The 13193-nt window shown below is 71.8% G+C and carries 16 protein-coding genes; 9 read left to right on the top strand and 7 right to left on the bottom strand.

Going from position 1 to position 13193, the window contains the following annotated elements; genetic code table 11:
* Positions 1-35: 35 nt before the first annotated feature.
* Positions 36-1100, top strand: coding sequence for a serine hydrolase domain-containing protein (locus tag ACZ4TR_RS35580; protein ID WP_465292310.1), 1065 nt, complete (start codon positions 36-38; stop codon positions 1098-1100).
* On the opposite strand, the gene ACZ4TR_RS35575 is transcribed toward ACZ4TR_RS35580, so the two are convergent.
* The 3 genes from ACZ4TR_RS35575 to ACZ4TR_RS35565 are packed head-to-tail and all read right to left on the bottom strand — an operon-like array spanning position 1097 to position 3517.
* Entirely contained in the window at positions 1097-1681 is a 585-nt protein-coding gene (locus ACZ4TR_RS35575) for a lysostaphin resistance A-like protein (RefSeq protein ID WP_465292308.1), read from the bottom strand. The two genes, ACZ4TR_RS35580 and ACZ4TR_RS35575, sit on opposite strands and share 4 nt — an antisense overlap.
* Entirely contained in the window at positions 1678-2574 is an 897-nt protein-coding gene (locus ACZ4TR_RS35570; RefSeq protein WP_465292307.1) for an NAD(P)H-binding protein, read from the bottom strand. Before ACZ4TR_RS35570 ends, ACZ4TR_RS35575 begins: the two co-directional genes overlap by 4 nt.
* Positions 2575-2611: 37 nt before the next feature.
* Positions 2612-3517 carry a DMT family transporter gene (locus ACZ4TR_RS35565; RefSeq protein WP_465292305.1) on the bottom strand — a complete coding sequence of 302 codons (906 nt, stop codon included), beginning with the start codon at positions 3515-3517 and terminating at the stop codon, positions 2612-2614.
* Between the two features lie 73 nt (positions 3518-3590).
* On the opposite strand from ACZ4TR_RS35565, the gene ACZ4TR_RS35560 reads away from it, so the two are divergent.
* Positions 3591-4514: a LysR family transcriptional regulator gene (locus tag ACZ4TR_RS35560; RefSeq protein ID WP_465292303.1), complete on the top strand. Its 924-nt coding sequence runs from the start codon at positions 3591-3593 to the stop codon at positions 4512-4514.
* Between the two features lie 5 nt (positions 4515-4519).
* Here ACZ4TR_RS35560 and ACZ4TR_RS35555 read toward each other — a convergent pair whose 3' ends face one another.
* Complete coding sequence (locus ACZ4TR_RS35555; RefSeq protein ID WP_465292301.1) at positions 4520-5410, bottom strand: LysR family transcriptional regulator; 891 nt, start codon at positions 5408-5410, stop codon at positions 4520-4522.
* 85 nt (positions 5411-5495) lie between these two features.
* Here ACZ4TR_RS35555 and ACZ4TR_RS35550 point away from each other — a divergent pair, with 85 nt between their 5' ends.
* The gene (locus ACZ4TR_RS35550; RefSeq protein ID WP_465292300.1) at positions 5496-6440 is read left to right on the top strand and encodes a threonine/serine dehydratase; all 945 of its coding nucleotides are present in this window, start codon (positions 5496-5498) and stop codon (positions 6438-6440) included.
* On the opposite strand, the gene ACZ4TR_RS35545 is transcribed toward ACZ4TR_RS35550, so the two are convergent.
* Together ACZ4TR_RS35545 and ACZ4TR_RS35540 are read right to left on the bottom strand one after the other, a co-directional pair.
* Positions 6394-7212 (bottom strand): LLM class flavin-dependent oxidoreductase, encoded by an 819-nt coding sequence (locus ACZ4TR_RS35545; protein WP_465292298.1) that lies wholly within the window; start codon positions 7210-7212, stop codon positions 6394-6396. The genes ACZ4TR_RS35550 and ACZ4TR_RS35545 overlap by 47 nt on opposite strands.
* Before the next feature lie 294 nt (positions 7213-7506).
* On the bottom strand, positions 7507-8337 hold the full coding sequence (locus tag ACZ4TR_RS35540) for a peptidoglycan-binding domain-containing protein (RefSeq protein WP_465292296.1): 831 nt from the start codon (positions 8335-8337) through the stop codon (positions 7507-7509).
* A gap of 410 nt (positions 8338-8747) precedes the next feature.
* Between ACZ4TR_RS35540 and ACZ4TR_RS35535 the strand changes: the two genes are divergently transcribed.
* The 5 genes from ACZ4TR_RS35535 (at position 8748) to ACZ4TR_RS35515 (ending at position 11139) form a co-directional block, all read left to right on the top strand.
* On the top strand, positions 8748-9800 hold the full coding sequence (locus tag ACZ4TR_RS35535) for a C40 family peptidase (RefSeq protein ID WP_465292294.1): 1053 nt from the start codon (positions 8748-8750) through the stop codon (positions 9798-9800).
* 64 nt (positions 9801-9864) lie between these two features.
* Positions 9865-10293 carry a hypothetical protein gene (locus ACZ4TR_RS35530; RefSeq protein WP_465292292.1) on the top strand — a complete coding sequence of 143 codons (429 nt, stop codon included), beginning with the start codon at positions 9865-9867 and terminating at the stop codon, positions 10291-10293.
* A gap of 67 nt (positions 10294-10360) precedes the next feature.
* Positions 10361-10561, top strand: coding sequence for a DUF3072 domain-containing protein (locus ACZ4TR_RS35525; RefSeq protein ID WP_364516619.1), 201 nt, complete (start codon positions 10361-10363; stop codon positions 10559-10561).
* Between the two features lie 114 nt (positions 10562-10675).
* The gene (locus tag ACZ4TR_RS35520) at positions 10676-10954 is read left to right on the top strand and encodes a hypothetical protein (protein ID WP_364516621.1); all 279 of its coding nucleotides are present in this window, start codon (positions 10676-10678) and stop codon (positions 10952-10954) included.
* An 11-nt stretch (positions 10955-10965) separates the two neighbouring features.
* Positions 10966-11139 carry a hypothetical protein gene (locus ACZ4TR_RS35515; RefSeq protein ID WP_465292291.1) on the top strand — a complete coding sequence of 58 codons (174 nt, stop codon included), beginning with the start codon at positions 10966-10968 and terminating at the stop codon, positions 11137-11139.
* A gap of 1 nt (position 11140) precedes the next feature.
* Here ACZ4TR_RS35515 and rho read toward each other — a convergent pair whose 3' ends face one another.
* Positions 11141-12202: a transcription termination factor Rho gene (gene rho, locus ACZ4TR_RS35510; protein WP_465292289.1), complete on the bottom strand. Its 1062-nt coding sequence runs from the start codon at positions 12200-12202 to the stop codon at positions 11141-11143.
* Positions 12203-12443: 241 nt separating this feature from the next.
* On the opposite strand from rho, the gene ACZ4TR_RS35505 reads away from it, so the two are divergent.
* Positions 12444-12965 (top strand): ATP-binding protein, encoded by a 522-nt coding sequence (locus tag ACZ4TR_RS35505; RefSeq protein ID WP_465292287.1) that lies wholly within the window; start codon positions 12444-12446, stop codon positions 12963-12965.
* The last annotated feature ends 228 nt before the right edge of the window (positions 12966-13193 follow it).

Genomic DNA, 13193 nt, shown 5'->3' with positions numbered 1-13193 from the left:
TGGTGCCGCCCGGCCGGACGGAGTTGGCTGGCGCCGTGGCTGACATCTGGGGAAACTGCGAGGACCGGTTCGGCAAGGTGCGCGACGTTCTGGCGGAGTCGCTGGACACCGACGACGTGGGCGCCTCGGTCGCCGTGTTCGTGGACGGCGAGCCGGCGGTCGACCTCTGGGGCGGATATGTCGACACCGCGCGCACCGTCGCGTGGGACCGCGACACCCTCACCAACGTCTGGTCCACCACCAAGACGATGACCGCGCTGTGCGCGCTGGTCCTGGCCGACCGCGGCGACCTCGACCTGGACGCGCCGGTCGCGCGGTACTGGCCCGAGTTCGCGGCCGCGGGCAAGGAAACCACGCGCGTGCGGCACCTGCTCGGGCACACCGCGGGCCTGCCGGACTTCGACGGCCCGATCGCGGTCGAAGACCTCTTCGACTGGCCGGCCGTGACAACGCGGCTGGCCGCGCAGGCGCCGGCGTGGGAGCCCGGTACCGCGGGCGGCTACCACTCCGTCACCTTCGGGTTCCTGGTCGGCGAAGTCGTCCGCCGCGTCACCGGGCGCAGCCTCGGCACGTTCTTCGCCGAAGAGGTGGCCCGCCCGCTGGGCGCGGACTTCCACATCGGCTTGGCCGCGGAGCACGACCACCGGGTGGGCCCGCTGATCCCCGATCCTCAGGGCGACAAGCCGCCGGGGTTCCTGGTCGGCGTCTCGGATTCGTACTCCGAAGCTTGGCGGCGCGCGGAACTGCCCGCCATCAACGGGTACGGCAACGCCCGCTCGGTCGCGGCGGTGCAGTCGGTCCTGGCGTGTTCGGGAGTCTCGGGCGGCGTACGGCTGCTGTCGCCGGCGGGCGCCGAGCGGGTCTTCGAGGAGCAGTTCCACGGCGAGGACCGCGTCCTCGGCACGCGGATGCGCTACGGCCTGGGTTTCCGGCTGGAAGGCCGCACGTGTTCGTGGGGCGGGTGGGGCGGCTCGGTGGTCCTCGTCGACGCGGACCAGCACCTGGCCGTGTCGTACGTGATGAACCAGACCCTCTGGGACGGCGGGTACGACCGCGGCCTGGGCGTCGTGATGGCCGCCTACGAGGCGATCACGGCCTAGCCGTCGAGCTCCGGCGGGAACAGGCGAGGCAGGAAGGCGAGCATCAGCGCCGACCAGACGACGTGCGTCAGCAGCGGCGCCTGCACCCCGCCGGACCGGCCGCGCTGCACGGCGAAGAGCGTGCCCATCACCGTCGAGGCCAGTACCAGCGCGGGGTTTCGCGTCGCCGTCGTCGAGAGGACGTACAGCGCCGTCGATCGCCGGGCGCCGAAAGCGTCGTAAAGCGCGCCGCGGAAGAAGAACTCCTCCGCCACGCCCGTCACGAGCGTGGTCGCCGCCACCGAAGGCACCGAACCGTGGTGGGCGTGGCCGAGCACGCCCGCGATCGCCCGCCGCAGCGGCGGGATGCGGCGGGCCACCAGCGCGCAGCCGTAGAAGACGCCGAACGCGCCTGCCCCCACCACGACCGGCTGCGCGACGTCCCGGCGACCGCGGGGCACCGGTCCGGCACCGGCGAACCAGGTCGCCGCGACCGAGGCCGTGAGGACGTGGAACCGGCGGGAACCCGGCCGGCTGGCCAGGGACGCGCCGAGCAAGCCGGACCCGGCGGCCGTCACCCCGGCGAGGAGTGCCTTCTTCACGCGGGCCGCCGGCTCTTCGCCCGCTCGCCCAGGGCCTGCAGCACGGCTTCGTCGTAGCCCATCGGCTCGAACTCGACGATCCGGCGGATCGCGTCGTCGCGGACGACGACCTCGTTCGTCATCGAGTCGATCAGCGCCCGCCCGGTCGTCACGTCGATGTCCGTGACCAGCGAAAGCCAGTACGAGGACAGCTTCGGCGACAGCAACGGCACAGGCAGGATCAGCAGCGGCCGGCCCTCGATCGCCGCGACCCGCTGGAGCATGTCGCGGTAGGCCAGCACCTCGGGTCCGCCGATGTCGAACGCGCGGCCCGCGGCCTCCGGGTGGTCGAGCACGCCGACCAGGTAGCGGACGACGTCGGCGATCGCGATCGGCTGGGTGCGCGTGCCGACCCAGCGCGGGGTCACCATCGCCGGCAGGTGCTCCACCAGCTGGCGGGTCAGCTCCCACGACGTCCCGCCGTGCCCGACCACGATCCCGGCGCGCAGCACGGTCACCGGCACCCCGGTCTCCCCCAGCAGCCGCTCGACCTCGCGCCGGCTGGCCAGGTGCTCCGAAAGCGTGTCGTCGTCGTCCCCCAGACCGCCGAGGTAGACGATCCGGCCGACACCCGCGTCCGCCGCCGCCCGGGCGAACGCGCGAGCCGCGTCGGCGTCACGGCGTTTGAAGTCCGCACTGTCGAGTGAATGGACGAGGTAGTAGGCGGCTTCGGCGCCCTTGAGCGCGTCCCGCAGCGAACCGACGTCGGTGACGTCGCCGCGGACGGGCGTCCCGGCGCCGTCGTACTTCGCTGGGTGGCGCGTCATCGCGAGGACGTCGTGCCCCGCTTCTGCCAGCACCGGGCACAACCGGCTGCCGACGAACCCCGACGCCCCGGCCACCAGCACACGCATACCGGGGACGTTAGCCGGGACGGCCCCGGCCCGCAGATCACCCGCGCCGGGCCCGCCCGGCGAAGCAGACCGCGGCGACGACGCCCGCGCAGCCGACGAGCTGCAGCACGCTCGGCGTCTCCCCGAGCAGGCCGATGCCCAGCAGCACCGCGCCGACCGGCTGCAGCAGCATCAGCATCGCGCCGGTGGTGGCCGACATCCGGGGCAGCGCGGCGGAGATGAGGATCCAGCCGATCAGCTGACCCACCACGGCGAGCGCGACCAGCCAGCCGAGCGTCGCCAGGCCGGGGCTGAAGTCGAGCGTGCCGGTCGGGAGCCCGAGCACGACCGCGACGACGCCGGCGGAGATCGTCGCCAGCACCAGGGACTGCGCCTGCGCGCCCGCGCCGCCGCTGAGCCGGATCAGGAAGAGGTATACCGCGTACCCCGCGCCGGCCAGCAACGCGAACACGGCACCGGTGACCGGGTCGGGGCCGAACGAGGCGGTGCCGGCGAACCCGCCGGCCAGCACGACGCCGCCGAGCAGCACGGGCACGGCGATGAGGAACCGCCTAGCCGGCCGTTCCCGCAGGAAAGCGAACGCCAGCAGCGGCACGATGACCACCTGGACGGCGAGCAGCACGGTCGCGATGCCGGCGCCGATCCGCGGGATCGCCTCGCCCCACAGCACGAAGTCCAGCCCGAGCCCGGTGCCGGCCAGCAGCGGGAAGAGCACGCGCGGCGCCGGCCCGGACTTCCGCCGTTCCCGCGCGGCGAGCGCGAGCAGCAGCGGCAGGGCGAGCAGGCAGCGCCAGAACGCGCTCGTGCTGCCGCTGGCGTGCGAGACCTTGATGAAGACCGACGACAGCGAGATGCAGAAGCTGCCCAGCGCGGCGAGCAGGCGCGGGTCGAAGCGCTCGGTGAACGGCGTGGTGGTTGCGGGTCGGGGCGCGGTCGTGGTCACCCCTCCAGCCTGCGGGCCATGATTGTCAAGGACAAGCGATTGTTTCTGCGCGGAATTCGGTAGCATCTCTACCGTGTTCGGAATCGAGCGGATGCGCGCGCTGCACGCGGTCGCGACCCAGGGCTCGGTCGCCGCGGCGGCCGCGTCCCTGCACGTGACGCCGTCGGGGCTGTCGCAGCAGCTGGCGAAGCTGGAACGGGAAGCCGGGCAGCGGCTGCTGGAGCCGCGCGGCCGCGGCGTCCGGCTGACGAAGGCGGGCCAGGTGCTGGCCGGGCACGCCGAGCGGATCCTGGCGCAGGTCGCCGAGGCGAAAGCGGACCTGGAGCTGCTGCGCGAGGACGTCATCGGGCCGCTGCGGATCGGCGCGATCCCGACGACGGTGCACGCGCTGCTGCCGCCCGCGCTGGCCACCCTCGCCGCGCAGCACCCCCGGCTGGCCGTGACGCTGCACGAGGGCGAGGCGGAGCAGACGATGCCGCGCGTGCTGGCCGGCGACCTCGACGTCGCGGTGCTGGAGAGCTGGGAGGACCGGCCGACGGTGCTCCCGCCGGCGACGACGCGGATCGCGTTGTTCTCCGACGTCGCGGACCTCGCGCTGCCCGCCGGGCACCGCCTCGCGCACCGCAAGGCGGTCGATCTGTCCGAAGTGGACGACCTGCCGTGGATCGGCTGGACCCTGGGGTCCGGCTGTTACGAATGGCTGGTGCAGGTGCTGCGCAAGCAACGGCTGGAGCCCCGGATCAGCTGCACGGTCGGCAGTTACCCGACCCAGCTGGCCCTGGTGGCGGGCAACGCCGGCGCGGCGCTGGTACCGCGCCTGGCCCGCGAGCTCCAGCCCGAGGGCGTCCGCATCCTGGCCACGCGCCCGGCGCTGACCCGGACCATCTACGCGATCTGCCGGGCGGGCGAAGAGGATCACGGCGCGGTGCGCGCGTGCCTGGACGTGCTGCAGGACGCCTCCGCGCGGTTCCAGCGCGGGGGACGGACCACCGCCTGAGCCGGCTACTGTGGACGGCTGAGCCGCTCGACCATCTCGGTCACCAGCTTGCCCGGCCGCCGGTGGTGCACCAGGAAGATGTCGCGCACCGGCCGGGCGTCGGCCGCGTCGCGGACCTCGATCCGCGCCGGCCCCATCCGGGCCAGCACGCTCTCCGGCACGAACGCGACCCCCAGCCCGGCCTCGACCAGCGCGAGGATCACCTGGTAGTCCCGGGTTTCGTAAGCCACGCCGAGCGTGACTCCGGCGGCGCCGGCGAGCTGCTCCAGGCACACGCGGTTGGGCACGCCCGGGCTGCCGGAGATCCAGTCGTCGCCGGCCAGGGCGGCCAGCGTGAGCCGGCGGACGCGGGCTTTCGGGTGTCCCTCGGGCAGGATCAGCCGGAACCGCTCCGACCGCAGCAGCGTCCGGGTCAGCCCGCGCGGGTCGGGCAGCGGCGCGCCGGGATAGCGGTGGGTGATCAGCAGGTCGAGGTCGCGCGAGCTGACCAGTCCGTACCCGTCGGGCGGTTCGAGGTCCAGCAGCCGCAGCGCGACGGCGGGGTGGTCGCGGCGGAAGCCGGCGAGCGCGGCGGGCACGAGCGTCATGCCGGCACTGGCGAACGTCCCGACGGTGAGCTGCGCCGGTTCCTCGCCGAGCAGGGCGCGGACGGTCCGTTCGGCGGTGCGCAGCTCCCCCACGATGGTTTCCGCGTGCCCCAGCAGCGCCTCCCCGGCCGGCGTGAGCGTGACGCCACGGGGGTTGCGGTGCAGCAGGGGCGCGCCGACGTCGCGTTCGAGCTTGCCCAGCTGCTGGGAGACGGCGGACGGTGTGAAGGACAGCCGCTGAGCCGCCCCGGCGATCGAGCCGGCGTGCGCGACCTCGGCGAGCAGGGCCAGGCGGTGAGCGTCGAGCATGGCGGCCTCCAGCCGTAAGCGTCGCTGATGCCAGCATAGGAGACGGCGCTGGTGCTTACGGCGGTCCGCGCGCATGCTGGTGCGCATGATCAGCATTTCGGATGTCGAGCGGGCCGCCGCACGGATCGAAGGCCGGGTTCGCCGGACGCCGGTGTTCGAGGACGACGGCGTGTGGTTCAAGCTCGAGCACCTGCAGCACACCGGGTCGTTCAAGGCCCGCGGCGCCTTCAACCGGATCATCGCGGCGGGCGAGCTTTCGGCGGCCGGGGTGGTGGCCGCGTCGGGCGGCAACGCGGGGCTCGCCGTCGCCTACGCCGCCCGGGAGTTCGGGGTCGCCGCGCGGGTCTACGTCCCGGTGAACGCGCCGGCGGTGAAGGTGGCGAAGCTGCGGCAGCTGGGCGCGTCGGTCGAGCTGGTCGGCGAGAAGTACGCGGACGCCTACGACGCGGCGGTGAAGGACGCGGCGGACCGCGGCGCGCTCTTCTGCCACGCTTACGACCAGCCGGAGATCTGCGCCGGCCAGGGAACGGTGGGCCTCGAACTGCTGGCGGACATCGACGGGCCGGACACGATCCTGGTCGCGGTGGGCGGCGGCGGGCTGCTGGCCGGCATCGCGGCCGCCGTCGAAGGCCGGGCGCGCGTGGTCGGCGTCGAGCCGCGCACGGCCCCGACGCTGCAGGCCGCGCTGGCCGCCGGTGAACCGGTGCCGGTGGAGGTGTCCGGCGTGGCCGCGGACTCCCTGGGCGCGTCGCGGCTCGGCGACATCGCGTTCGCGGTGGCCACGCGCACCGGCGTGGGGTCGGTACTGGTGGACGACGCGGCGATCGTCTCGGCTCGGCTGGCCTTGTGGGACCGCTACCGCCTGGCTGTCGAGCCCGGCGGAGCGACGGCGTACGCGGCGCTGCTGGCCGGCGCCTACCGCCCGGAGCCGGGGGAACGCGTCGCGGTCCTGCTCTGCGGCGCGAACACCGACCCGGCGACGCTCACTTCCCCGACAGCCGTTCCACCAGCGGTGCGAACTCCTCGATGAAGGCGCTGTTGACGCTGACGTAGGAGACCCCGAGTTCCTCGCGCCGCCGTTCGAGCTCGGCGGCCATGTCGTCGACGCTGCCGCGGATCATGGTGAGCGAGTCGTGCTCGATGAGCGTCTCGGCATCGACGCCGATGAACCCCCGGATCCACGGCGGCACCTGCTCACCGACGACGAAGATGTTCAGCGCGAGCTCGATGTCCCGCTCGCCGGCCGCGGTTTTGATCTCTTCGACGTAGCCGGCCATCTCCTCGCGGGTGGTGAGCACCCCGCCGGCCAGCGTGACGATGTCGGCTTTCGCGGCGGCGAGCCGCCGAGCTTTGGGCCCACCGGCGGCGACCATGACGGGGGTGTGCGCGTCGCCGTCGAGCCGGCGCACGTGGTCGATGGTCTCGGAGATGGAGTCGAGCCGCTCCTGGCCCGAGCCGTAGGGCAGCCCGAGCTCTTCGGCTTGCTGCCGCATGGCAGGCAGCCCGGTCCCGAGCCCGAGTTCGAACCGGTTGCCGGTGACAACGGAGAGGCTGTGCGACTCCCAGGCGGCGGCCCGGGCGGTCCGCAGCGGGCTGGCGAGGACGAAGGAGCCGACTTTGAGCTCACTGGTGACGGCAGCGGCGGCCGCGAGGGCGGCGGTGGGGGTGGGCAGGTTGAGGTTGTCGGGGCAGAGCAGGGTGGAGTAACCGAGCTCTTCGGCGCGCCGCGCGGTCTGCAGCCATTTCGCGCCGCCTTCCGTCGCACCGGCGACCACGCCGAACCGGAACGCCTTCTTGGCCATCGAGCACCCCCAGGTTTGGTTGGTACTTCGATCAAACCACCGCCGGGGCCGGCGGTGCCACCGCGGGCTCGGGGTTCGATCGGCAGGCGCGGCCACTCCGCCGGCGTTCCGGGCCGGGGCGGTGGGTCGTGACGCCATGAATGAGTCATTCATGGCGTCGGGCGCGGTGAATGAGTCATTCACCGCATCGGCGGGGACACTGTCGCGTGGGGAACCGGCGCTCCGGCACCGAGCGGCAAGCAAGGACAAGAAGCGCCGATTTCCCACACCCCGGCGAAGCCGTATCAATAAAGATCAGCCCCGCTGATACTCCTCCCAGGTAACCTTCGCCACCGAAGGACCATCATCAGCCCCCCGCCCGGCAAGCCCGTTCATCCCGAGGTAGTAGTCCCCGGTCTGGTGCTGAGCCCCCGAAGAGAGATCCGGGTCGGAGATGGCCATGGCGTGGATGTGATACGCGAACCCCTGCGCAGGAGTCCGCAACCAGGCGGCGAACCCGACCTTCCGCAAAGCCTTCAGCAGATTCGTCCGGGAAGCCGACGACAGATTCGACACGGAGATGTCCATCGCCCCACCACCGTCATGGGTGCCGGCGGACGCATCGACACCACCCGGGTTGTAAGAACCCTGGGTCAAACTGACCGAAGACCCGAAAATCCCTTCGGCGGCAACGAGCATCGCCTTGGTGCGGGCGTTCAGAGTGACCCCGTGGTAAGTGACATGACTACCGGCCGAAACCGGCGAAGTCACCGTGTACCGGCCGTCGCCCAGCTTCTCCAGCGATGTCTTGCCCGGCAGGCCGGACGCGTCGATCCCGGTGTACCCCAGCGACTTCTGGTACTGCGAGTACGCCGTGATCGTCGTGGTGCCGAAGTACCCGTCGACGTACGTCGCGGCCAGCAGGCCCTTGGCCTGCAGCGCCTGTTCGACGAGCAGCACGCTGTCGTGCGCGCCCGGTGTCTGGGTGTCGTCGGCCCGGCGGGGGTCGATCTGGGCCGCCTTCAGCACGGCCTCCATGTTCGCCGTGGGCAGCGCCGTCGTGGCCGCGGGCTCGGCCTGCGCCGGTGCGGCCACGGCGAACGCCGCTGCGGTGAGTGCCGTCAGCACGGCGGCCTTCGTGAACATCCGTGTCCTCCACTGATCGGAATCCGTACGCGATCAGCTTCACCCGGCCCGGTACAAGGACCGTACAAAACTCACCTTCCGCAGCAGCCCCGCAGACACCGACGACATGTAATCCCGGTCACAGCCGATCCGGTTACCACTGGTCCAGCCGTGTTTCTTACCGTCACGGAGAGTTGCCAGATGGGGCCCCTGGACGCGGCCGTGTCTATTTCGTAACCTGTTCGAGATCTCGCGGCCCCCGGTCGTCGATGAGACGGCGACGCGAGATCGCCGCCGATACCCCTCGCCGGGTACCGGACCCCACCGCTTGCTCTTCCTGTTGCGGTCGAGCACGCGCCGGACACGGGCGAGGCCCCCGACTCGCCCCGGTACCCGACGGCGGCCGATCAGCAAAGGAGACCCGCGCGAGAATGCGTTCGCATCCCGTCAAGCGCGTGGTGTCAGGTGCGCTCGCCGCTGCCTCGGTGATCACTGTCGTCACCATGGCCCAGGCGCCGGCCACCGCCGCCCCCATCCCCGTCCTCCAGGCTCCCCCCACCGGGTCCGACGCCCTGGCCAAGTACCGCGACCTCTCGGCCCAGGCCGAGAAGCTCAACGAAGACCTGCTCAAGGCCCAGGACGACCTGACCGCCAAGCAGGGCCAGCTCGACAAGGCCACCGCCGACGTCACCGCCGCCAAGGACGCCGGTGCCCAGGCCATCGAGGCGAAGCAGAAGTACCAGGGCCAGGTCGACAAGTTCGCCGGCGCTTCGTTCACCAGCGGCGTCCAGCTGAACAAGCTGTCGGCACTGCTGGCAGGCACGTCTACGCAGGACTTCCTGGACCGCTCGGCGGCCCTCGAGGTCATCGCGACCGACAAGAACGCCGCGATGGACAACCTCAGCGGCGCGGCCGAGAAGGCCACCGCGGCCGAGAAGGCGGCGACGGACGCGGCGAAGCGGGCGACGGACGCCCGTGACGCGGCGGCGAAGCTGGCCTCGGACATCGAGGGCAAGAAGAAGAACCTCCAGGCCCAGATCGACCAGATCGAGGCCCAGAGCAAGACCCTCAGCACCGCCGACAAGACCGCCCAGAAGGACACCGGCGGCAAGGCGCCGGTCGTCAAGGCGGCCTCCTCGGCCGCGCAGAAGGCGGTCGACGCGGCGCTGAGCAAGCTCGGCAGCGCCTACGTCTACGGCGCCACCGGGCCGAGCACGTTCGACTGCTCGGGCCTGATGCAGTGGGCCTACAAGCAGGCCGGGATCTCGCTGCCCCGCACGTCGTCGGCGCAGGCGGGCTTCGGCACGTCGGTGCCGCGCGACCAGCTGCAGCCCGGCGACCTCGTCGCGTACTACTCCCCCGTGTCCCACATCGGGATGTACATCGGCGACGGCAAGATGGTGCACGCGCCGACGAGCGGCGACGTCGTCAAGATCTCGCCGCTGCTGAGCCAGTACGCGGGAGCGACGCGGCCGACGGCCTGACCGTCCGTTCGCGAGTGCCCCGTCCGGGAGGTGTGGAACCTTTCGGACGGGGCACTCTGCGTCCATGCCCGAGAACCACGAAGTCGACCGGCCGACCTCGGACGCGGTCGGCAAGGTCACCGAAGCCTTCGAGACGGTCGAACGCGCGCGGGGCCACCTCTACGCCTTCCACCAGATGACCGGCAGCGCGGACCTCCTGTTCGAAGACGCCGCGAAGATGCTGCGGGACGCCGGCCACGCCGAGTGGGCGGACCGGATCGACGAGGAGCTGATCGGGCTCAACGTGCTCCCGGACCGCTGGACGTTCCAGGTCGTCGAGGAGTACGACGACGGCTACTACCGGACCACCCGGGAATTCACGCGCGAAGTGCGGGAGGGCCTCACCGGCGGCCGCCGCCACGTGCAGGAGCAGCAGATGAAGGACGACCGGCGGACCCGCGGGCGCCCGGGCCACGAGGCGGGGCCGCCGAGCACCCCGCCCGCCGGCTCGTGACCGGCGATCGTCGGACCCCTGCGCTAGGGTCGAACCCGGACGAACAGATGTTCGATTGGAGGCTGTGGTGACTGATCAGGTGGAACCCAATCCGGAGAAGGACCCGAGCGACTGGACCACCGGCGACGAGCCGATGACCGGGCCGCAGAAGTCCTATCTGCAGACGCTGGCCCAAGAGGCCGGTGAAGAGGTGCCGGACGGCTTGACGAAGGCCCAGGCGTCGGAGCGGATCGATGAGCTCCAGCGAGCGACCGGGCGGGGGAACTGAGGGAGCGGTGGGGGGAGCGTGGCCGGGCCCGGTTGTGCTCGGCGACACGGCTTGCCGGCGGTTCGCACGGGTAGCCCGTACCCAGATGCCCGATTTCCCCGAAGGAGGACATCCGTGTACCTGACCGTGCTGCTCGTGGCCGTCGCCGGGCTTCTCGTTCTCGGCGCGACCGCCCTTCACGAGCTCCGCAAGCCCTATCCCCTGACCGCGAAGCGCACTCTCGTCGCGGCTTGGGTCGCCGCCGCCGGAGGGACCGGGTGGTGGGCCGCCGCTCCGGGGGCCGCGCCGCTGGTCGTCATCGTGGCCGGGCTGGGTTTCCTCGGCGCCACCCTGAATCGCGGGCCGGAACGGGCTTCCTACCCGCGCGCCACTCCGCACCAGCCGCCTCGATGACGGGAGCGACCATGTCCGAACCGAACGAGCAACCCGAGATCGCGCGGCCCGGCACTCCGGACCCCGGCCGGGCGGAGGACAACCTTTACGAGCCAGGCGAAGGCGATCCACCCGACAGCGCCGAAGAGGCGCACGGCGTCGGGCAGAAGGTGATCGGCGAACTCCGGGAGCGGCGGGAAAGCTGAGTCAGGCCGCGGCGGGCAGCGCGGCGCCCGTCACGCGGAACAGGAACTCGGCGTTGGAGCCGGTCTTGCGGAGCTGGTCGAGCAGCTGCTCGGTCGCGTGCGGCCCCGGCAGCGCGCGGCGGACCTCGCGCATCGCGGCCAGTTCGCCCGGCGTGACCAGGAGTTCTTCGCGCCGGGTACCGGACGCGGCGAGGTCGACCGCCGGGAAGACGCGGCGCTCGGCCATCCTGCGGTCGAGTTTCAGCTCGGCGTTGCCGGTGCTCTTCAGCTCCTCGAAGAACACCGTGTCGGCCAGCGAACCGGTTTCCACCAGCGCCGACGCGACGATCGTGAGCGAACCGCCGCCTTCGAGGTTGCGGGCCGCGCCGAGGATGCGCTTCATCGGCTGCAACGCGGCCGCGTCGACGCCGCCGGACAGTGTCCGGCCGGACGCGCGGGCCGAAAGGTTGTACGCGCGGCCGAGGCGGGTCAGCGAGTCGAGGAGCAGCACGACGTCTTCGCCGCGCTCCACCAGCCGTTTCGCGCGTTCGACGGCGAGTTCCGCCACCGCGACGTGTTCGGCGGGCGGACGGTCGAAAGTGGACGCGATCACCTCGCCGCGCATGGTGCGGCGCAGGTCGGTGACCTCCTCCGGCCGCTCGTCGGCGAGCAGCACCATGAGCCGGCATTCCGGGTGGTTGACGGCGATGCCGTGGCCGATCTCGCGCAGCACCGTGGTCTTCCCGGCCTTCGGCGGGGAAACGACCAGCGCGCGCTGGCCCTTGCCCAGTGGGGCGACTAGGTCGATGACGCGCGGCAGCAGGCGCGTCGGGGTGGTTTCGAGCAGCAGCCGCCGATCCGGGTGCAGCGGGACCAAATCGGCGAAGTGCGGCCGCGGTTCCGCCGGGTCGGCACCGTTGACGCTGACGATTTCTTCGCCCGCGCCGGTGATTTCGTCGCCGGGACGCAGCTTGTGCTTGCGGACGACCGAAAGCGGGAGGGCGATGTCGTCCGGCACCGGCCGGTAGCCGGTGCGGACGAACGGGGTTTTTCCGGACAGGTCAAGGATTCCGTGAAAAGACATGAGTGTTCTCCTGATGAGGGATCGGCCCGCGCGAACGGCGGGACCGGAGCTGAGGAAGAAGGCCGATCGGCCTGGATCCGGGGAGCTTCCTCCGGGCGGCCGAGGGCCGACATCCGCGAGGAGCACCTTTACGTTAGCGCGACGTCACGCAAAGCACAACGGGTAAGACCCCGGGGCGGTGGGTAGGTCTTCAGAGAAGCCCGAAGTACGGGGGAACCGCGGCTGACGATGGGAGCGGATCGTGCAGCGACACACTCCGGAAGCCGGCGTCGACACGGGCGAGAGCACCGACGCCGACCAAACCGGGACCACGGCGAGGGCGCGCACCCGCGCCGGCGCCGTGGTCATCTCGACGTTCGAAGAGCTGGCGCCCGCGCTGCCGAACGAGATGGCGGATCTGCGGCGCAAGCTGACCCGCTGGCTGGGCGAGCTCCCGCTCGACCCGGAGAGCACGCACGACATCACGCTGGCCACGTACGAGGCACTGGCGAACGTGGCCGCCCACGCCTACCCCGACGGCCACGGCTGGGCCCGCCTCCAGGCGTCGCGCACCGGCGACGCCGTGACGGTCACGGTGACCGACACGGGGTGCGGGATTCCGGCGACCCGCCCGCGCCAGGCTGGCCTGCGCACCTCGGGTGGCCGGGGCCTGGTGCTGATCGACAAGGTGACGGACCAGTCCGACATCGACACGGGTGACGCCGGGACGACGGTCCGCATGACGTGGCGGCCGGCGGCTTTGCGGGACGAGAACCCGGCCTGATCGAGGGACACCACCAGCGCTGGTGCGGGTGGTGCTCGATTGCCAGGGATGGTGAGTTGACGCAGCGAGCTACTACTCACGCAGCATGCGTTGCACGGAGGCGGCTTCGCACGGCGGCTTGCGCCGGATACCTGCCTGAACCGCGGCGAATCCACTGGATTTCCGCGGAACGGCGAAGGGCGGAACTCGACTCGCTACAACAGCCGGTTCCGCCCCGCCATTCCCCCA

The organism is Amycolatopsis sp. NPDC028719, from assembly GCF_055565395.1.
This window is presented reverse-complemented; position numbering and strand designations above follow the sequence as displayed.